General features: G+C 67.1%; 12 protein-coding genes and 2 pseudogenes. 10 read left to right on the forward strand and 4 right to left on the reverse strand.

Annotated elements, in window-relative coordinates:
• The 4 genes and pseudogenes from BT364_RS33620 to BT364_RS33635 form a co-directional block, all read left to right on the forward strand.
• A pseudogene (locus tag BT364_RS33620) lies at window positions 1–393 on the forward strand (FG-GAP repeat protein); the annotation flags it as partial.
• A gap of 160 nt (window positions 394–553) precedes the next feature.
• Window positions 554–1018, forward strand: coding sequence for a histidine phosphatase family protein (locus BT364_RS33625; RefSeq protein WP_256260332.1), 465 nt, complete (start codon window positions 554–556; stop codon window positions 1016–1018).
• A 37-nt stretch (window positions 1019–1055) separates the two neighbouring features.
• Entirely contained in the window at window positions 1056–1367 is a 312-nt protein-coding gene (locus BT364_RS33630) for an NIPSNAP family protein (RefSeq protein WP_072489002.1), read from the forward strand.
• A gap of 89 nt (window positions 1368–1456) precedes the next feature.
• Window positions 1457–2224: a peptidoglycan-binding domain-containing protein gene (locus tag BT364_RS33635; protein ID WP_143166588.1), complete on the forward strand. Its 768-nt coding sequence runs from the start codon at window positions 1457–1459 to the stop codon at window positions 2222–2224.
• Here BT364_RS33635 and BT364_RS33640 read toward each other — a convergent pair.
• The gene (locus BT364_RS33640; protein ID WP_079179776.1) at window positions 2185–3579 is read right to left on the reverse strand and encodes a DNA primase family protein; all 1395 of its coding nucleotides are present in this window, start codon (window positions 3577–3579) and stop codon (window positions 2185–2187) included. The genes BT364_RS33635 and BT364_RS33640 overlap by 40 nt on opposite strands.
• 2163 nt (window positions 3580–5742) lie before the next feature.
• Here BT364_RS33640 and BT364_RS33645 point away from each other — a divergent pair.
• Together BT364_RS33645 and BT364_RS44430 are read left to right on the forward strand one after the other, a co-directional pair.
• Window positions 5743–6237 carry an ATP-binding protein gene (locus tag BT364_RS33645; RefSeq protein ID WP_256260333.1) on the forward strand — a complete coding sequence of 165 codons (495 nt, stop codon included), beginning with the start codon at window positions 5743–5745 and terminating at the stop codon, window positions 6235–6237.
• Window positions 6238–6436: 199 nt separating this feature from the next.
• Window positions 6437–6760 (forward strand): DUF2625 family protein, encoded by a 324-nt coding sequence (locus tag BT364_RS44430; protein ID WP_107408376.1) that lies wholly within the window; start codon window positions 6437–6439, stop codon window positions 6758–6760.
• A gap of 81 nt (window positions 6761–6841) precedes the next feature.
• Here the strand turns inward: BT364_RS44430 and BT364_RS41190 are convergent, their stop codons facing one another.
• Window positions 6842–7027: a hypothetical protein gene (locus BT364_RS41190; RefSeq protein ID WP_143166589.1), complete on the reverse strand. Its 186-nt coding sequence runs from the start codon at window positions 7025–7027 to the stop codon at window positions 6842–6844.
• 415 nt (window positions 7028–7442) lie between these two features.
• A complete protein-coding gene (locus BT364_RS33655) occupies window positions 7443–8027 on the reverse strand; it encodes an IPT/TIG domain-containing protein (RefSeq protein WP_072489005.1) in 585 nt (194 codons plus the stop codon).
• Between the two features lie 1355 nt (window positions 8028–9382).
• Here BT364_RS33655 and BT364_RS43560 point away from each other — a divergent pair.
• The 4 genes and pseudogenes from BT364_RS43560 to BT364_RS33680 form a co-directional block, all read left to right on the forward strand.
• Complete coding sequence (locus BT364_RS43560) at window positions 9383–9592, forward strand: DUF5988 family protein (RefSeq protein ID WP_072489006.1); 210 nt, start codon at window positions 9383–9385, stop codon at window positions 9590–9592.
• 125 nt (window positions 9593–9717) lie between these two features.
• Window positions 9718–11052: a beta-ketoacyl synthase N-terminal-like domain-containing protein gene (locus BT364_RS33665; protein ID WP_256260334.1), complete on the forward strand. Its 1335-nt coding sequence runs from the start codon at window positions 9718–9720 to the stop codon at window positions 11050–11052.
• A 136-nt stretch (window positions 11053–11188) separates the two neighbouring features.
• Window positions 11189–17548, forward strand: coding sequence for a type I polyketide synthase (locus BT364_RS33670; protein ID WP_256260335.1), 6360 nt, complete (start codon window positions 11189–11191; stop codon window positions 17546–17548).
• A 1031-nt stretch (window positions 17549–18579) separates the two neighbouring features.
• Window positions 18580–18738: pseudogene (locus tag BT364_RS33680) on the forward strand (tyrosine-type recombinase/integrase); the annotation flags it as partial.
• Window positions 18739–18780: 42 nt separating this feature from the next.
• Here the strand turns inward: BT364_RS33680 and BT364_RS33685 are convergent.
• Window positions 18781–19515, reverse strand: a complete 735-nt coding sequence (locus BT364_RS33685; RefSeq protein ID WP_072489008.1) for an IPT/TIG domain-containing protein — start codon at window positions 19513–19515, stop codon at window positions 18781–18783.
• Between the last annotated feature and the right edge of the window lie 267 nt (window positions 19516–19782).

Genomic DNA, 19782 nt, shown 5'->3' on the forward strand with positions numbered 1-19782 from the left:
GAGCCGGTCTCCTCCCACTGCAACTTCGGGTACGCGCCGGCGACAGGTGACGTGAACGGCGACGGTTACGCCGATGTCGCGTTCAGCGCCCCGACCAAGGGCAACAAAATGGTGACCCTGGTGCTGCGCGGCGGACCGAAGGGCCTGACCGGCAAGAACGCGAAGAGCCTGTCCGGCCTCCCGGTGCGGCCCATGCTGGCGATCCAGGACCTGAACGGCGACGGCGCGGCCGAACTGGCGGTCGGCACGTGGTACGCGAGCGGGGCCGACGAAACAGTGCGGGTCCTGCGCGGCAGCCCTTCCGGCATCACCACCTCCAGGCCGACGCTCATCGGGCCCGCGGATCTGGGACTGAAGCCGGAACCGGGGCACAGCTCCGACTTCGGCCACTGAAACAGCATGGGGCGCCCCTACCGGGGACGAGGCTACCGACCGGTAGAGCACGACATACGCTGGCAGGAGGCCGGAAGAACCCACTTGATGGCTCTGCGCTGTCTCTTCCATGGTTGTGGGCTGCAATCAGGCAGGTCGGGGGAACCTCAGTCACGCACTCATGCGCACTCTCTACGTCGTCACCCATCCGGAGGCGACGCACCACGTCGAGGGAGTCGTCGGCGGATGGCACGATTCGCAGCTGACGCCCGCCGGCGTCCGTGCGGCAATCTCCATTGCCCAGGCGCTGCGGTCTCAGGTCCCCGACGGCGCCGAGGTGGAGCTGTTCTCCTCGGATCTGCAGCGCACCCGGCGGACGGCCGAGGAAGTGGCCGGACTGTTCGGCGTGAAGCCGGTCCTGGATCGCAGGCTGCGGGAGAAGTCCTACGGTGAGGCGGAGGGAAGGCCGCAGGAGTGGTTGGACCGGCGCTTCGTCCCACCGCCGGGGAGCGGATGCAACACGACGAGGGTGTGGAGGGTGCAGAGACCAAGGCGGCGTGGGCGCGGCGCATCTCCTCGCGACCCGCTCTGCCCCGGCCCGCAGCCAGCCCCGGACCGTGTGACGGTGCCTCGCCAAATGAGATGACTTCTAAAGCCAGTCCGGAACCCGGCATGATGCAGGCATGATCACTGTTCATCTGAAGTACGAGATCGACGCCGACAAGCTTGAGGATTTCGAAGAGTACGGTCGCCGCTGGGTCCGGCTCGTCAACCGTTTCGGCGGGACGCACCACGGCTACTTCCTGCCGAGTGAGGGCGACAGCGACATCGCCTACGCCCTCTTCTCCTTTCCCGGCCTGGCCGCTTACGAGCAGTACCGCACAGACAGCATGTCCGACGCGGAGTGCCAGGAAGCATTCCAACTGGCTCGTGACACCCGCTGCATCAAGCGGTACGAGCGCCGCTTCCTCCGGCCGCTCGACGGCCTGTCCTAGGCCGGCGGGAGCGGCGTGGTGCGACCCTGCTGCGCGGCTGTGCGCAGCGCTGCGATGACGGCCGTGGTCGTCGGGTGCGCGGTCTGGGTGTGACGCGTCGCGGCGAACAGCAGGCGCGTGATCGGGCGATCCGTTATGGGCGCCGCGCGGATTCCGGGTGTGGCCGGGGCGATGGCCGTCCGGGCACCGCGACGGACGACGGGAAGAAGAACAAGGACCAGGACCCCACGGGCGAGGAGGACACGAACACGAAGTCACCGCGCCCCAGCAGTTCAGCCAAGGGCGAGACCTCTTCCTCAGCTTCTGCTTCTGCCTCGCCCAGTACGGCCGCCGCGCTCGGCGTCGCCGGCCGCGCCGACTGCCGCTACAACTGGGACCGCACCCAGGTCATGGCCAAGGGCATGGTCGGCTCGAAGGTGAAGCAGATCCAGTGCCTGCTGAACTACAACTACGACTACACGCTTACCCTCGACGGCAAGTTCGGAGAAAGCGCCGACGTCGCCGTACGCGCCGTCCAGAGCTGCAGTGGTCTCAAGCCCGACGGCCAGGTCGGACCCCAGACCTGGAAGTACCTCGACACCCCCGTGTCAGGCCCGACCACCGTCGGTCAGGACCACACGGTCCCGGCCGGCCCCGAATCAGGGCCACTGAGCTCCTTCCGGGCCGGCGACTCGCGGCCCGAACCGTCTCCTCGGCAGCCCCGGCTACCGGCGGACTGGCCATCAATCAAACGCCTGTCGTGGTGGCACGCAGGTCTTCCGCGGCGGGTGGCGAGCCGGTCGGGCTCGATGAGGCCACTCATGCTTTCTCTTCCAGTTCAGGGTTCAGCTTCAGGGTTCAGCGCGATACCAGGGTAGAACTTGCGCTGGTTGGACAGGATTATCTCTTTGGGTGTGGCGATGCCGACGGTCTCACGGACACGTGCGGCGAACGCTCGTGAGGAGACCGGGTTGGCGCCCTCCAGCTGGCACCAGTTCCGGTAACTGGTGTAGAGCTGGGTTTGTTCCGCACGCATGGCGGGGTCCACGGTGCAGCACTCGCTCATGAACCGGCCCGTATGGTCTTGGGTCTTTGCGTACGTGTGGGTGGCGGTGCGTACCCGCGGGGGGCCGGTCAGGTCGCGAGGACCGTTCAGATACCGGCGCGCGCCGGTGACGAGCCAGTGCAGGATGCCCGGTCCTTCTTCGGTGACCAGGGCGTCGGCGAGGTTGTCGATCTTCCGGTCGTCTGCGACGACCCGGTCGAACGGGATCAGCCTCATCCGGCGCCGGAACGCGTAGCCGCTGGTGCTGACTTCAGGGCGCTGGTTGCCGAGCAGCCACAGTGTGTGGGTGGGGGTGAAACTGAAGAAGTCCTGCCGCATCCTGCGGGCCTTGATCCGGTCTCCGCCGGTCAGTAGCTTGACGCGGGACTCGTCGAAGCGGTCACCGGGCTTGGGTTCGGAGCAGACGATAATGCGCCGGCCATGCAGCTCGGCGAGATCGGCGGCGTGCACCACGCAAGACCGGGCCATCAGGAAACCGGGCGGGGCGGCATCCGCGTAGTCCCCAAGAAGTCTGACGATGACGTCCAGAAAAACGCTCTTGCCGTTACTTCCCTGTCCATAGAGGAATGGCATGATCTGCGCGCCGACATCACCGGTGATCGAGTAGCCCAGCAGCTCGTGCAGAAAGCCGATCATCTGACGGCCGTCGGCGTCGTCGCCGAACGTGTCGGTGAGGAACCGCTGCCAGCGAGGTGTTCCCATCGGCCGGGCTTCGACGCTCGTGGCACGCGAGTGACAGTGCCTCTCCGGATCCGGCGCGGCGACCAGGCCGGTCTGGAGGTCGACCACCCCCTCCGGAGTGCACAGTGCATAGGGATCCGCGTTCAGCAGCGCAGCGCTGAGTGTCATCCCCGGCGCGGCCTTGGCCTGTATCAGCATGGCCATCATTCCGGATGTTGTCAGAGCCCGCCGACGGTGCCGGCGCAGCTCTGCTCCGCTGTGCCGCTCGTGCGGGTCGGTCTCCGCCAGCCTTTCGGCCATCTCGCCGGCTGCCCACAGTACGGTGCCGGCATCGTCGATCTCCCACCGATAGCCCGACCACCGGTACCAGCCCAGACCCGGCACATGCCTGAAGCTCCGCCTGTACAAGGCGACGAACAGTTTAGCGGTGCCACGGTCACTGAGGGTGTCGGGCAGCAGACCGTGCTCGGTTGCCCGCATCGCCATCGGCGCAGCTCTCTTGGCGGCCTGCGCCGGGACGGTGCTGGCGGGGGAGCCGGAGCCGAGCAGAATCTGCCGTACGACCTCTTGAGGGTCGAACGGCCCGTCATCGTGGCTGGGTGTGTGGTTCACCTGCGGTCTCCCAGATCGAGCGGAAGGCGGCTGCCCGCAGGCAATCCCGGACTGGATGATGTGCGGTGTTCGGAGTTCCTGGCCCGGACGCGTGTGTACCGCGGCCACCACCAGGGCCGCTTCCGCGTCCTGCGCCGCCAGACGGCCGGTGGTGGCCACAGGCCGCCGGGCTCCGGCAGTCGTGGCAATGGGCGGGGATGCCTTGCGACGGACAGTTGGTCGGTTGCACCGGCCGGGCGCGTCGCGGCGCGGTCGACAGTACGTCAGGTAACCAAGTTGCCGGTCGAGAAGCTACGGTCCGGCCTGAGTTGCTGTCACGTAGATGCAGATCAGGAACCATATGTACTCCTTTCAGCGACTGAAGCGACTCACATTGCAAATTGGTGGAGCGCGGATAGGGTCGAATGCCTGGGGGCTTCAGGAGCCCCACCCAGACCCTGTTGCCCCACGTTCATCGGGTTGCGCGGGGCAATATTCAATCGAGGAACTATCTGGCTGAATCGATGCGGTGGTGACAAGGGCCCGTCTCGTGTTTCATCTGCAAGATCAAAGCTCGATCAACTTGTACGTTTAAGGAATTTTACTCTCCACACGGATGCGGGTTCTCCGGGGGATCCGGGCGACGCAGCGCGGAAACGGCTGGCGGTTATTCAGCTGTGGCTGCTGAGCGGGTGCATGGCTCAATCGCCCGACCTGAAGGCTCCGTTGGAAGCTTGTCGCTCGGGCGTCAGTTTCACGGATGAGTCCCTCGTCGGCATGCGGCTTCATAGGCTGCAGAATGAGGCTGCACTATTCCACGACCCGGCGTCAAACGATCACTGCAGTGCTGCGGTACGAGTCGATGGCCGACTGCGCAGATCGCACCAAAATGCCTGCTCGGACAGCTGGTAGGGCTGTCTCACGCCGTCTGTGGACTGGGTGATTGTGCGGTGTCGGGGGGCGATTTGGCCTGTGACGGTGCGGATTTCAACCGAGTCATTGGTTCGGCCGCAGCGTCGAAGTGCACACAGTACACAGGGTGAGAGGTTCGATGTTGCGACGCCTTATGGCTCTGCCGTAGGACGTTACCGGCCGTCGAATTCCCCCCACGGGATCAGGCCGAACAGATCACGCCAAGAACTGGAAGGACAGACGGTCGTTAAAGGAGGTCAGAAGAAGCGATTCGCCAAGCAGAATCGTTGCGTCGTGTGGCACCGATTCCGCGGCGTCGCGGGCTGCCCACGCGCATGAACCACTTCATCAAAATACTTGATGGTGGCCTACCCGGTGAGTCTTCGAGTGGTCCGAAGCGTAAGGGTGCGAATATTGTCATAGATACGCCATTCGGGTGACATCATGTCGACTTTGTTGCTGTCATGTGCGCCCGAGAGGATAACTATCACTATCCAAACCGGTGGGCTGCCCACCCTCTCCGGGGGAGCGGCTGTTCATTTCTCTCGTAGCTGTCCAGGTGAGGTGAAAACCTGGGGATCTGCCGGGTGGGACTGCCGCAATGGGCACCCCCGTGGGAGGGGTTTGGATCCGCCAGTCGGTGCCGGTGGCGCCGGCTGGCGCGGCGGCCCAAGTGACCTCTGTGGGGACACCATGCGAGCTTCCTTGGCGACGGTTTTGACGTCCAGTGCCCGGTCTCGGACTCCTGAGTCCTGCGGTGAGACCGCTCAGGTCGACGCGGCGCGACGCCAGTCGGCAGGGGTACCCGTCGCTCTCACGCTGTGCTCGGCCAACCCGCTCACCGCCGCGTACGGCAAAGGGGCTTTGCCGGAGCACGGAGTCTGCCGCCTCCCCACGGCACCGAATCACTTCCAGGACCGGTGGCTGGCATCGTCCGGACCCCGCCCGCCGTGTCGGCGTCGGGCGGGTGTGCCCCGCTTCCCGTCACTGAACCGCCCACTCAGCTCCCGGCACGGTTGTCCCCGCCCGGCGAGCACATCGATGCGGCAGGAATCCGCAGCCAGCGGTTTGTGCCGCGTTGTTTCCGGAAGCGCAAACCTGCCGCCCCGCCACCTGGGCAAGGCCCAGGATGAGAGAGGAAGAACTATGCTGCCGACTGCTTGGTCGGGGGCGCAGATCGCACTGTCCCCCCAAGAGATTGAACAATGGCCGGATACGGCGTCAGCCCGGGCTCTGGCCGACGGTTGCCCCAGCAGACGACCGGTCTCGTTCCGCGTGCCGACACTGGAGCGAGCGGTGCCGGTCTGCCGCCAACTGGCCCGGCTGTGGATGGATTCCGAGGACATATCAGACGAAAGTGCCCGGTGTGCAGCCTTACTCGTGCTCTCTGAGCTGATGACCAACGCCATCGTCCACACCAACAGCCTCTCGATCACGGGCCGTCTGCAAAAGGACGATGACTGGCTTCTCGTGGAAGTCCAGGATGAGGGTGGAATTTCGTCCGTCCCACACCGTGCCGGCAACGCCAACGAGTACGGTCGAGGCCTGCTGGTGGTTGCGCAGTCCGCGCAGGCACTGGGAACGCGACAGGAGACCGACGGAGGCCGCACGTTCTGGGCACGGATCGCACTGGCCGGGTGAAATCCGTCGCCAACTCACGTCCCCAGCCCGGTGAGCAGCGCCCGCGGCGCCGGTTCACCTCGTCGGTCGGGCGCTCGATGGCGAGCCCGGTCGTCCGGTGACTTCGATCATGTGCCGTACTCCGGAAACATGAAGCACCTGAGAGCGAGGTCATGCTCGTGCCGCTGGAGGAGCCCCGCATGGCCCGGTTGAAACAGACATCGATTGCGGGGCCGTTTCAGGTCCACCCGCACGGCGAGCGGGTACCAGCCTGGTGGTGGCACGCGCAGTGCTGGCCGGCGTCTTCTCTCCACGGCGGAGCTCCCGTCGGCGTCGGCTGTCCCGGTGGATCTGGAGAGATGGTCTGCTTCGCCCCGGATTCCTTTCACCGACGACTCCGGGCGTCAGCCACTCGGTGTGGATGGTCTGGCTGGTCTCCGGGGCGCATGATGAGTTCTACGCGGATCTCCGCCGGCCCGGCCGGCAGGACGAGGACCGGGCACTGAACAGCGACCAAGGCCTGTCAACGGTTCCCCCGTTGTGATCTGCCGAGGCACGCCAAGCTCTCTCCGCGACCAGTCGTTGCGCCGTGCCCATGACGGAGTTGCTCGGCCTCGGCCGGGACTCATACCGACAGTTCGATGGAGTTGATCCGGGCTCTCTCGACGCCGTGTGAACTGGTCGCCCCGTCCAGCCGGCGGTACCAGATCAGGTCCCGCACGGCTGCCTGCCGAGCCTCCCCGCCCTTCTCCTGGACCGCGGGATCGGTTGGGCGGCTCTCGCCGTCGCCGGGGTCCCGGGCTCGTCCCACGAGGGGGACGGGAATGGCGTCCTGCGAGATCCCGGCCCGGCCGCGTCCTGGTGGACTGCCGGGAGATGCGGGGGAGCGGCCGGGCTGAAGAGGCTTGGAAATGCCCGAATCGGTGGTGAGCAGTTGCAGGCTGCTTTCGTCTGCTGGCTGGGCGGCGGCGCGGGGGCGTGGCGCCAGCGGCGGATCACATCCCTGCGAACGCCCCGGCGGCGCGGCCTGATCGGGTGCAGCCCGCGTCGCAACGTTTCCTCTGCCGTTGCGTTCTCGGGTCCGTCGCCGCAGGGTGGGCTGGTCGCTACAGAATCGTCCCTGGTTCCGAACAGCGCCGGCCTGCGCGAGGAACTCGCAGGCCGGCGCTGTTCACAGCCCTGGCCGGTCGGCGTGGCGACGTGGCAGGAGAGGCCGTGAGGGGTGGTCAGATGTAGGTGTACCCGCCGGGGACAGTGGTGGTGCCGGCCGCGGTCGTGACCACGACCGGGACGTTGCCCGCGGTGGCGCCGGCCGGGATGGTCCCGAACAGCAGGGTTCCGGTCGGGTCGCCGCCCAGCACGGTGGCCGGAACTCCGTTGACGGTGACGGTGCCTCCGTTCAGATTGGTGCCGGTGATCACGAACGGGGTGCCGCCGGCGACCGGGCCCGAGGCCGGGATGATGCTGGTGGCGGTGGGAGGAGCAGGCGTGGACGGGTCCACGTAGGTGTAGGACACCGAGTTGCTGGTGCCACCGCCCGTGGTCACGGTGACCGGCACCGTGCCTGCGGCGTTCGCCGGGACCACGACCGTGACAGTGAGCCCGAGCACGTCCTGGGAGACGATGGTGGCCGGCGTGGTACCGAACAGGACGCTGGTGGCACCGCTGAGGCCCACTCCGAGGAGCTGGACCGTGTTGCCGCCGGCGACCGGGCCGGAGTTGGGCAGGACCGCCAGGAGCAGCGGGCCGAAGGGGAAAGGCAGTTGGGCGACCGATCGTGACTGGTCGGACGAGGTTGCGATTGTGGACATGGCGGATCCTCCTGCGACAGGCGGACCGTTGCGGTCCGCACGGGAACCGGCCGAGAGCGAAGGCGGGCTTCCCTCCTGCCCGACGGGGCAGGGGTGAGAGGAAGAACGGCTCTCGGTTCCGGGAATGGCGACCGGGCAGCGGCTCGCGGCGATGAGTCCGCTCGGGACGGGGGCGGACCCGACGGCGATCGGGGGGCCGACGGACATCAGCCGCGACGTGCGCGCCGCTGCCCGGTCTCAAGCACGGCGAGACGCTTCACCGGCCGATGTCGGGAGCACCCACCGGCCGGTGGCTCTCCGGAGCAGCCTTGCAGTGACTCTGCACGCCGAAGCCCTGCCAGCAGGAAGGGCTGAAACGGGCGGGCCAATTGCCGAGCTCCCCGGAGAGGGATGGGCGACCCACCGGTTCAACGACTTCAGTAACTCCAATGAATGAACTGTCATCAACCCCTGCGCCAATTAGTCACCCGATCGGACCAGTCTGAAATTTGCTCCGAGAGTGGTGGCCGGCTGCGGGCAACTGCCGCCGTGACGGCGGCAGTCACGCCGAGATCATTTCATCGCAACCAGTCACTGCCAGATAATTTCCGGAGTTCGGGCTGTCTCCATTCGTGTGCGACATCTCGGCGGAAAACCGTCACGAATGCCACTTCGTGGCCGGTGAGGCCGGATTTGCGGAGCCCGGCGAGAAGATGAAGTAGGCAGCTCATCGAATTACGCCATACGGGTGAATTGCAAGCGGTCTCATTGCGAGATTATTCAGCCCTGTGGGATAACCGTTTTGAATCCAACCGGTGGGCTGCCCTCCTCTCCGGGGAGTGCGGCAACCGACGATCCGCCGCACAACTGGCCAGCCAGTTGCGTGCAGCATCGAGATCGTTCGTCGCAATGAGCGCCCCCGGGCAAGGAAGCGGCGGCTCGCATCACCTCGCCAAAGGGGCGCCATGCGAGTTCCCAGTGCTGTCCAAACCGTCATCAGGGCCTGTCCCCTGCCATCGGGGCCCGTTGTGATCCCGGCGGCGGTCCACGCCCGGACCCCCGCGCTGCGCCCTGAAACCGCGCCGGTCAATGCGGTCACGATGGCGCACGCTGCCGGCTTCGACCCCGTGGCGGCCACGTCGTTTCGTACGCGAGGCCGGTCGCCGGTACCGTCCGCGCCGCCTCCGGACCGGCTGCCGCACGATGGGGAGTGATGCGCCGCACATGGGATTCCTGGACCAGTTGCGCGGCATGGTGACACTCACCGTTCTGTGGCGGAAGCATTTCCAGCTGTACTGAGGGCGGCGTGGCAGAAAGCAATCGAGCCATCGTATCCGCTGATCACTCAGCGCTGATTCTTCCGACTGGAGAGCGCTATGCCTCAATCGATTCGTGTAATGCTCAGCGGAGGGCCGGAGGGCTCTCCGTCGACCTGGGAAGTGAAATCACTGGAAACTGAAACAAGAGTGACTGTTCCCCACTGGAACGGTTATGAGCATTTTGAGTTCGCGGATCACTGTGCCGAACTCGATGGTGAAATGCTTCCGGTCTATCGATGGATCTACCGCACATACATCGCCGAATAGATCCCTGCTCGAATCCGGCCGCTGCGGAATCTCTTCCTCAGTAGCACAGCCGATTACCCGCGGGGGCTACCAACTGATCCGGAGGGGATCAACATGACGAATTCTCTGTTGCACGTAGGTGTGTCGTGAGCGGGGCGGCCCCCCTCACGGGAGGCGGCCGGCACGCGCGGGATGCCGTGGTCACCGGTATCGGCTTCTGCCTTCCCGGCGACGGGCGACCCGTCTTCACCGCGGACGACCTGTGGAACATCGCCTCCCGAGGGGCCTCCTGCCTCATGCAGAGCAACGCCTACTACGGCTCGGTAGACCTCTCGGACGCAATGTTCGACGAACTCCTCCCCGATGTCGCCCCCTTCTTCTCACGCCACTACACCGCAGCGCACCGGTTCGGCCTGGTGTCCATGGCGCAGGCATGCTCGGACGCCGAGCTGGATCCCTACTCGGGCGACCTGGCCGACGCGGCGATCCTGGCCGGACGCGGTGGCATCGACGCGAACATCGACAGCTACCTCGCCGTGCTGCGAGCCGATCCCGAGACCATTCGCGTGACGGAGGCGATGGAACTGTTCGTCGCGGCAGAACAGGCCGTCACTCCCTCCGACGTTGCCCTGGTCCAAGGCGCACTGACCCGATCGAAGGGCCCCAACTTCACGGTCTCGTGCGGCTGCGCGTCATCCGCGGTGCAGATCGGCAATGCCCGACGCCTGATCGCCGACGGCGAGGTCGACATCGCCGTCGTGACCGGCGTCGACATCTTCAGCGTCAAACTGATCCGTAACATCCAGCGCCTGCTGCAGGGCGCGCAGAAGACGTACGAGATCATCCGGTCCGACGACATGCCCGCGCTTCTGCCGTCCTTCGACTCCCTCATGCGCCCCTACGACCGGCGTGCCGACTGCATCAACCACGGCGAGGGGTCAGTGACCGTCATCATGGAAAGCCGCGAACACGCCACCCGGCGCGGGGCCCACCTGTACGGGCAGGTGCTCGCCCAGGCCACGACCCGCGACGGGCTGACCAACCCTCTGGCTTCCGACGAGACGGGCCGCGAACTGGTGTCCGCCGTCCGCCGATGTCTCGCAGACCGCTGGGAGATCGGCCAGGTGCCCTACGTCCACGGTGGCAGCGACGGCAACGTGGTGGTCACCGCCTTCGAGGCGAACGCGATCAAGGAACTGTACGGCTCCGCCGCCCCGGACCTGCTGATGACGTCTCAGGAAGGCTGCTTCGGCCACAACGGCGCGCCCGCGGGCTGTCTCGGCGTCGCTCTTACCCTGCTCATGATGGAGCGCGGCGAGGTATGTCCAACCACGAACTGTGAGCAGCCGGCAGACAACCTCACCTTCGACCCCGTTCCCGGCGTGCGCACCCGGCCTCTCGACTTCGACTACGCGCTGAGTTTCAACTACCAGGTCGGCGGGGTGAAGAGCGCGATTCTTCTGGGAAGCCCCGACGTCTGAGGCCCGCCCCGGTAACCCTCAGCCCTCCACGGCACCCGGTCCGACCCCTGCCCGTGCGCGTTGCGAGCCCGGATGAGCCGTCAGCAGAGCGGGAGCTCAGCGCTTCCTTGCGCAGTCAATCGATAAGGAGAACCCCGTGGGTCGACACAGGCACCCCTCGAACAAGGCAACGGACCCCATCGCTGTGATTGGCATGGGCTGCAGGCTTCCTGGCGATATCGACTCACCCGCAGCCCTGTGGCAGCTGCTCACCGAGGGGCAAGAGGCGGTCGGGAATCCGCCGCCGGGACGCGAGACGCTCTGGGCACAACACGGCGCCGAGCGAACCCCCGGCGAGCCCACACCTTCTCAGCAGGGCGGCTACCTGAATGACGTGTCCGGTTTCGACGCGGACTTCTTCGGTGTCTCCGGCCGAGAGGCGGACGTACTCGATCCCCAACACCGGCTGCTGCTGGAGGTGGCCTGGGAGGCGTTGGAGCACGCCGGATTGCCACCGGATCGATTGACCGGCTCGCCGACAGGGGTCTTCACCGGTCTCAGCTACAACGACTACATGGATCAGCTCGCCGGACAGCCCCAAGAACTCGAGGGCTCCATTCTGACGAACGGGCACTGCGTCGCCGCAGGCCGTATCTCCTACCTCCTGGGCCTGCACGGCCCCTGCGTCGCCCTCGACACGGCCTGCTCGTCCTCGCTCGTCGCGTTCCACCTGGCCTGCCGGGCGCTGCTTCAGAACGAATGCGATCTCGCCCTCGCCGCCGGCGTCACACTCATGCTCCGCCCCAGGACAACCCTGTCCTTTGCCCGGATGGGAATGCTGTCGCCCACAGGGCGCTGCCACACCTTCGACGCAGCCGCGGACGGCTTCGTCCGAGGTGAAGGCTGCGGCGCGGTCGTACTCAAACGTCTGGCCGATGCCGAACGGGACGGCGACCGCGTCCTCGCCGTCGTCCGCGGGTCCGCCGTGAACCAGGACGGCAGGTCCGACGGCCTGGCCGCGCCCTCTCCCACCGCCCAGCAGGCCCTGTTCCAGCAAGCACTCACAAACGCCGGGATCGACCCGCAGGACATGGGGATGATCGAGGCTCACGGAACGGGAACCCCGCTCGGTGACCCGATCGAGTTCGCCAGCCTGGCGCAGGTGTACGGCACCGGCCACGGCCGGTGCGCTCTGGGTTCCGTCAAGACCAACCTCGGCCACCTGGAGCCCGCCGCCGGGGTCACCGGACTGATCAAGACCGTCCTGTGCCTCCAACACGGGCTCATCCCCCCCAACGTGAACTTCACCCGCTGGAATCCCGCCATTGCCGCGGACAAGACACGCTTCTTCGTACCCACCGAGCTGACTCCGTGGCCCGTACAGGCGCCGACGAGGCTGGCCGCGGTCTCCTCCTTCGGATTCTCCGGCACCAATGCCCACGTCATCCTGGAACAACCGCCCCAGGACAGCCGAACGGCCCTGTCACGCCGACGACAGACCCCTCCTGCCGCATCCGAAGTGGTCCTGGTTCCGGCCGGATCCCCCGCCGTACTACCGGCCGCGGCACTGCGTCTGGCCGACTGGCTGGAGAGCGACGGCGCGAAGGTACCGCTGAGCGACGTCGCGCACACCTTGGCCCTGCGACGCAGCGCAGGGCGGGGACGTCTCGGAGTCGTGGCCCGTTCGACGCGCGACGCGGTCGGCGCACTGAGGTCGTTCGCAGCGGGCCGGGCTCACCCGGCCGTGGTGACGGGGCCGACGAGCATCACCGCCTCCCGGCAGCCCGTATGGGTGTTCTCCGGGCAGGGCTCGCAGTGGCCGGGCATGGGACGGGGACTGCTGCAGCAGGAACCGGCTTTCGCAGCGGCCCTGACCGAAGTCGACGCTCACATCTTCGCCGAGGCCGCGTTCTCCGTACTGGACGTGGTGCACGCCGGTGAACCGGTGACGGAGTGTTCCAAAGTGCAGCCCGTGCTGTTCGCCCTGCAGATCGCGCTGGCCGCCACCTGGCGCGCCCATGGAGTCGAGCCGGCCGGTGTCATCGGCCACTCCATGGGAGAAGTCGCGGCCGCTGTCGTGGCCGGGGCCCTGTCGCTGAAGGACGGCGCCAAGGTGATCTGCCGGCGCTCCGCGCTGCTCACCAGGATCTCTGGAGCCGGTGCCATGGCAACCGTAGGACTGGACCGGGCCGCGGTGGAGGCCGAACTCGCCGCGAGCAATGCCGAGTCAGTCTCTGTGGCGGTCCTTGCCGCGCCGAACTCCACCGTCGTGGCTGGCGACCCCACCCAGGTCGCAAGGCTCGTCGCCGGCTGGAAGGACCGCGGTATCCCGGCACTGACCGTGGCGGTGGACGTCGCCTCCCACAGTCCTCAGGTGGACCCGCTGCTCACAGAACTTCTCACCAGCCTTGGCGACCTGACTCCTCAGCGCCCCAGGATCCCCTTCTACTCCACCGTGCTGAAGGACCCGCACGAGGTGCCGGCCTTCGACGCCGCCTACTGGTGCGCCAACCTGCGCAACCCGGTGCGCTTCTGCCCGGCGGTGGCCACGGCCGCCGCGGACCGCAACCTGGTGTATCTCGAGGTCTCCCCGCACCCAGTGGTCACACACGCCGTCGCGGAGAGCCTGCAAGACCTGACCGGCGAACCGGTCGTGCTGCCCACGCTACGCCGCGGAGAGGACGAACCCACCACGTTCCGCACCCAGCTCGCGGCCTTGCACTGCGCCGGTGTGAACGTCGACTGGTCGCCGCTGTACGCGCGGGGCGACCTCGCTGACGTCCCCACCATTACCTTCGACCGCAAGCACCACTGGGTGGAAGCCGCCCGGCCGGCCACCCCCGCCGAGCAGCGCGCCGCGCGCTCGGCCGTCGCCCTGCCGGGCAGCCACACCGAGGTACCCGGCGAGCAGGTGCGCCACTGCTGGCAGGGGGACGCCGGAACCACGGGGCTGCCTTGGCTGACCGACCACCGAGTGCACGGAACCCCGGTACTGCCCGGTGCCGCCCACTACGCCATCGCACTGACCACCGCCTGCGAGGTGTTCGACGCCACCCCCGCCGACGTAGAGATCACCGATGTCTCATTCCGGGAGCTGCTGCGTCTGACCGAGCACACCGACCTCAGCACGACCGTCACCATGACCGCCCCGGACCACGCCACATGCGAGATCTTCGGACGCGGTGATGACGGCCAGTGGGTGACGTACGCCTCAGCCGTGCTGCGCCGTCTCTCCCGGCCCACGCGCACCCACACCGCGTCCGTCGCCACCTTGGCACGGAGGCACTCGGTCACCGACGATCCCGCAGCTCTCTACACAAGACTCCGCTCCCGGGGACTGGAACACGGTCCGGCGTTCACCGGCATCACGGATCTGCACGTCGCCCGCAGCCGAGACAGTTTCTGGGCCCGTGTCGTTGTCCCGGAGCCCGCGCGGACCGGAGACCTTTCCTTGCGGGTTCACCCTGTCCTCGTCGACCTCTGCCTGCAACTCCTGGTCGCAGGGCCCGTCGAGGACATCGGCCAGGGGCTGATCCTTCCCGTCCAGATGGGGGCAGTACGGATTCTGGGGGATCCCGCGACCGCTGTGTACTGCCACGCCCGGATCGTTGAGGCCACAGCCGACAGCGTCATGGGACATGCCCGTCTGCTGAACGAGACAGGCAATCCGGTTATGGCCATCGACGGAGTGAAGTTTGCACGCCGAAGCACTCGGAAGGCCGACCAGGTCGACCAGTGGTTCCTGGAGGCCGGCTGGCATCCGGTCCCACGTCCACAGGCCACCTCGCAGCCGGCGCCCGGAAAATGGCTCGTCATCGGGGAGGGCCAAGGAGACGCCGAGGCACTGGCCACCACCCTGCGCGAGGCCGGGGCTCAGGCCGAGGCGTGGGAAACCCCGCTGCGGGATGAGCGGCTCGGAACGTTCGCTGAATCCGTCAGTACACACCTGGAGGCCATCGCGTCCCCCGCGCGCGCCGTCGTGATGCTGTGCGGCACATCGCCCACCATCACGGACGATCCCACTGTGGGTGCGCAGCGGCGTGCCCGACGAATCCTCGCTACTGCCCAGGCAGCCGCCCGCAGTTCCACCCCTCCTCGCCTGTACGCCGTCACCCGGGCCGCCCGCGCGGTAGCGGCCGACGAGACCGTGGATCTTGAGCAAAGTGCCCTGCGCGGCGTGATCCGCGTCCTGGCGTTCGAACACCCGCACATGCGCGCCACCCTGGTGGACACGGACCACGGCGACCCAGGCCTGCGGAGCCTGGCCGAGGAACTGCTCGCCGATGGCCACGAAGACGAAATCGCCCTACGAGGCACCACCCGGTACATCGCCCGTCTCGATCACGCCCCCCTTGCCGCCTCCGAACAGGTCACGGCGGCCACCCGAACTGTGCGCTACGGGGTGGACGGATTCCGCCTCCGGGCGGGACGGCTCGGGGATCTCGGCAGTCTGGAACTCGCCGCGACCGGGCGGCGGACTCCAGGACCGGGCGAAGTAGAGCTGTGCGTCCAGGCAGCGGGCCTCAACTTCCGCGACGTACTCACGGCTATGGGCCTCCTGCCCGGCGAGCAGGACATCCGGTACCGGATCGGCTTCGAGTGCGCAGGCGTGGTGACCGAGGTCGGGCCTGGCGTCGAGCACCTACGCGTCGGCGACCCGGTGCTCGCCGTTCACCTCGAAGGCGGCGCCTTCGCCTCGTTCGTCACTGTGCCCGCGACCGTGGTGGCCCCGATTCCGGCCATGCTCGATCCTGTCGCCGCGGCAGGAGTGCCCACGGCCTTCCTCACTGCCTGGTACGCGTTGCGCCACGTCGCCCGGCTGCGCGCCGGAGAACGCGTCCTGATCCATTCGGCCAGCGGGGGCACCGGTCTGGCGGCGGTCGCCGTCGCCAAGCTGCTCGGCGCCGAGGTGCTGGCCACAGCCGGCAACGAAGAGAAGCGACGATACCTACGCGGCAGCGGGATCAGCCGGGTGATGGACTCCCGATCCCTGGACTTCGCTGAGCAGACCCGCAACGCCACCCACGGCCAGGGCGTCGATGTCGTCCTCAACTCGCTCTCCGGTGCGGCAGTCCGCGCAGGACTGGAGACGCTTCGGCCCTTCGGCCGTTTCGTCGAACTGGGAGTGCGCGACATCCTGGCCGACGCCCCTGTCGGGCTGGCCCCGTTCCGGCACAACATCACCTTGAGCACCGTTGATCTCATCGAACTCCAGCGGACCCGCCCCGACATGTTCGCGACCGTGCTGCGTGAGGTCGTCACCGAGTTCACCGAAGGCCGTCTCAAGCCGCTGCTCTGCACCCCGTATCCGCTCGCCGAAGCCACCGACGCCTTCCGGCTGATGGCCAGCGCCCGCCACATCGGCAAGCTGGTCCTGACCATCCCGAACCGAGGGAAGACCACTGCGGTCCTTCCCGAGGGACCGCCTGTCGTTCACACGGATGGCGCCTACATCGTGACCGGCGGCCTGCGCGGACTCGGCCTGGCAACCGCGCACTGGCTGGCCGAACAGGGCGCGAGTCACATCGTCCTCAACGGCCGCACACCTCCCTCCCTTGCCGCCGCGCGCGCGATCACGAAGCTGTCCGCCGGCGGCACCCGGATCACTGTCGTTCTGAGCGACATCGCCAAACCTGGTACCGCGGAACGCCTGGTGGCCACCGCCACCGAAGACCGGACACCCCTACGCGGTGTCATCCACTGTGCCATGGTCCTCGAGGACGCCGCGATCACCAACATCCGAGACCCCCAGCTGAAGCGCGTATGGAACCCCAAGGTCACCGGCGCGTGGAAACTGCACAATGCCACCGCAGCGCACACACTGGACTGGTTTGTCGTCTTCTCCTCCATGGCCTCCCTGCTGGGCAACCCCGGGCAGGGCGTGTACGCAGCCGCCAACTCCTGGCTCGACGCCTTCGCCGCATGGCGGAGCCGCGCAGGCATGCCCACGCTCGCCGTCAACTGGGGGCCATGGGGCGAGACCGGTGTCGCAACCGACTTCAGCAGCCGGGGCTACGAGACGATCCCGACCGACAAGGGATTGCTGGCGCTCCACTCGCTCCTGGCACACGGACGCGTCCAGACCGGGGTGATTCCCGGGAAGCCGAGCACCTGGATTCCCCTCACCGGACGGCAGTCCTCGTTCTTCAGCCTCCTCTCCCCGGACGACGAACACTCGGTAGACGCGCCGGAGGATTCCCGCGACATCCGGAGCCGTCTCCAGGGCCTCGCGCCAGGTATCGCCCGGCGCGAGGCCCTCGAGACCTACATGGCCGAGCACATTCGCGGAGTTCTCCGGCTGGGCAGCACCACTCTTGACCCGCAGACCCCTCTGAAGGCCCTGGGTTTCGATTCACTGTTGTCCATGGAACTACGGGTCCGTCTGGAATCAGACCTCGGGGTCGAGCTCGCCAACAACTTTGTCTGGCAGCATCCGACGCTGTCGGCACTGGCCACAGGCCTCGCCGAGTGCATGGGCCTGGAACTGCAGAGCACCGATCCTTACCGGAACGTGTGACGCAGCAGCACTGACAAGCGGCCGCCCTACCTGAAGATCCGGGTTCGGCGGCTGCCCCTGGATGGCTGACCGCCGACATGGCGGTTGGCCCCGCGTACGTGCGAAGTGACCGCGGGGCCAACCAGGGAGAGCACCGTCCTGTCAGGGCACCCACACCGACCGAAAACGTCGGCACCGTACCCGCGAGCGGTGAGCAGGAGCTGGATCGCGGCGACGGTCTCGCTTTCGGCACCGGATCTGGCGAGGGGCCAGGCTCGGGCGCCGGTTACCGGTGTCTCCGGCGGTGCGGGAGGCTGGGTCTGCGCCGGAGGAGTGCCGCGTTGTCGGCATCATCCATGTACTGGGCTTTGTTGCCGGTGCCGGTGCCTTCGCCGTGCGAGGAGCAGGTGGTCGCCGCGCAGTCGTCGAAGGTCGGCGTGGCACCGGCGGCTGTGCGCTGTCGGCGCGGCCATGGGCGTTCCGGTAGGCCGAGGCGGTCGGGGTGGCGACGGCGACGATGGCGACTTCCATCCGCCAGTGGGTGCCGACCCAGCCGGCTGAGCAGCCGCCGGAGCGCTCCGGCAGGGCGGCGCTCCGGGGCGGCGCGGTGCGAAGTCCGCGTGGCGGCCATGGTCTTCTCCAAGGAGAACTAGGGGTGGTGCGGTCGGCGGGAGGGGCGGACGCCTGCCGCAGGGCCAGCGTCCGCCAGTCCATGAGCTCGATCGGTTCCAGCGCGGACAACGCACTCGCCGAGCCTTCAACGCGACTTTCAAGCGCGAGACGCTCCAGGGCCGGAAGAACTGGCCCAGCGAACACGAGGCCCACCTCGACGCGTTCCGCTGGCTGCACCGCTACAACACCCGAGGCCGTCACTCACGCCTCGGGCAACGCAGCCCGATCACCTACGAAACAGCGTCCCGAACGACATCAACTACGCTGTCACCAGCCGCATTGCCCAGTGCCCAGGATCCAGGGTCAAGGCCCGTGTCGAATGTTCCCGCACCCACGCACCAAGCACCTGCCGCTCGTGATCCGACAACACCAACTCGGCCAAGTGCGAGGCCGGAAAGCGCACGGTCGTGTTGCCGGGCTTCCTGAACGTAGACGTGCGGCGGCATCTGGACTGGTTCGCCGCGAAGGGGGCTGACGGGCTCCTGTTCGTCGGCGGGCTCGGTGCGCCCTTCCGCCGCTCGATCTTCGACCGGAAGTACACCGGCAACACCCTGTTCGAGAGCTCGCTGCCCTGACCGGGTTCAGCCGGGGCTGACGGTGTACGTGAACGTCTGCGAGGAGTCGCTGCCCCCCGCGCTGGTGACGGTGACGGCGACCGTGCCCGTGCCGCCCGGGGAGTAGGCGACGATGGTGGTGTCGTCGATGACGTTGTAGGAGGTCGAGTCGGGGCCGTACGACACGTCCACGGCATCGCTCAGGTTGGTGCCGATGATGGTGGAGGCCGTGCCGCCGTAGTCCGGTCCGGTGGTGGGGGTCATGCTGGTCACCGTCGGAGCGCCTACATAGGTGAAGGTGAGCCCGTTGGTGGTACCGCCAATCGTCGTGACGCTGACTCCGACGGTCTGCGGGGTGGTTACGGGCGGCACCGTGACGTTCAGTGTGGTGTCGTTCACGACCGTGGGAACGACGGAGTTGGAGCCGAAAGACATCGACGTGGCGGTCGTCAGACTCGAACCGGTGAGGGTGATCGGGATGCCGTCGAGCGGTCCCATGGTCTCACTGAGGCTCGATTTGGACGGGAACGAGATGTAGTAGTACCAGGCCGGGGCTGACGTTCCGGCCGGCGTGGTGACGATGACCTGGACCGCGGAGTTGTTCGATGGTGCGACAGCGGTGATCTGGGTGGCGCTGTCGACCGTGAAACCGGCCGACTTGGTTCCGAACTTCACGCTGGTGGCGCCCGTGAAGTTCGTTCCGGTGATGACGACCTGGTTACCACCTGAGGTGGGTCCCTGGTGCGGGTTCAGAGTGACCATGAGGCTTCTCTTTCGCGCTGGGTGCTTTCTTCTCCGGGAAGGCCGCCCCGCATGAGGGAGCACGAATGCGCCTATTGGGCCTCGGCGCCATTTCAATGAAGAAGGATTCTCGTGCAGGGCACCCTTTGTATTACGAAATTGAAGCAGACGTTCCACGGATGGGGCAGGTCTCATATGATGCACTGAGTGGTGAATACTATGATAGGAATTACTTCCTGGTGGTCAAATGAGCGCCCGCGTGCTCCGGTTGACCACTTATATCGAGTC

The organism is Streptomyces atratus (assembly GCF_900119365.1).
GTDB classification, from domain to species: domain Bacteria; phylum Actinomycetota; class Actinomycetes; order Streptomycetales; family Streptomycetaceae; genus Streptomyces; species Streptomyces atratus_B.

What these genes read in the sequence shown, in the direction of transcription:
- BT364_RS43560 (WP_072489006.1), top strand. Translation starts at nt 9,383, where the DNA reads ATGCCTCAATCGATTCGTGTAATGCTCAGCGGAGGGCCGGAGGGCTCT.
- BT364_RS33685 (WP_072489008.1), bottom strand. Translation starts at nt 19,515, where the DNA reads ATGGTCACTCTGAACCCGCACCAGGGACCCACCTCAGGTGGTAACCAG.
- BT364_RS33645 (WP_256260333.1), top strand. Translation starts at nt 5,743, where the DNA reads ATGCTGCCGACTGCTTGGTCGGGGGCGCAGATCGCACTGTCCCCCCAA.
- BT364_RS33625 (WP_256260332.1), top strand. Translation starts at nt 554, where the DNA reads ATGCGCACTCTCTACGTCGTCACCCATCCGGAGGCGACGCACCACGTC.
- BT364_RS33655 (WP_072489005.1), bottom strand. Translation starts at nt 8,027, where the DNA reads ATGTCCACAATCGCAACCTCGTCCGACCAGTCACGATCGGTCGCCCAA.
- BT364_RS33630 (WP_072489002.1), top strand. Translation starts at nt 1,056, where the DNA reads ATGATCACTGTTCATCTGAAGTACGAGATCGACGCCGACAAGCTTGAG.
- BT364_RS33640 (WP_079179776.1), bottom strand. Translation starts at nt 3,579, where the DNA reads ATGGCGATGCGGGCAACCGAGCACGGTCTGCTGCCCGACACCCTCAGT.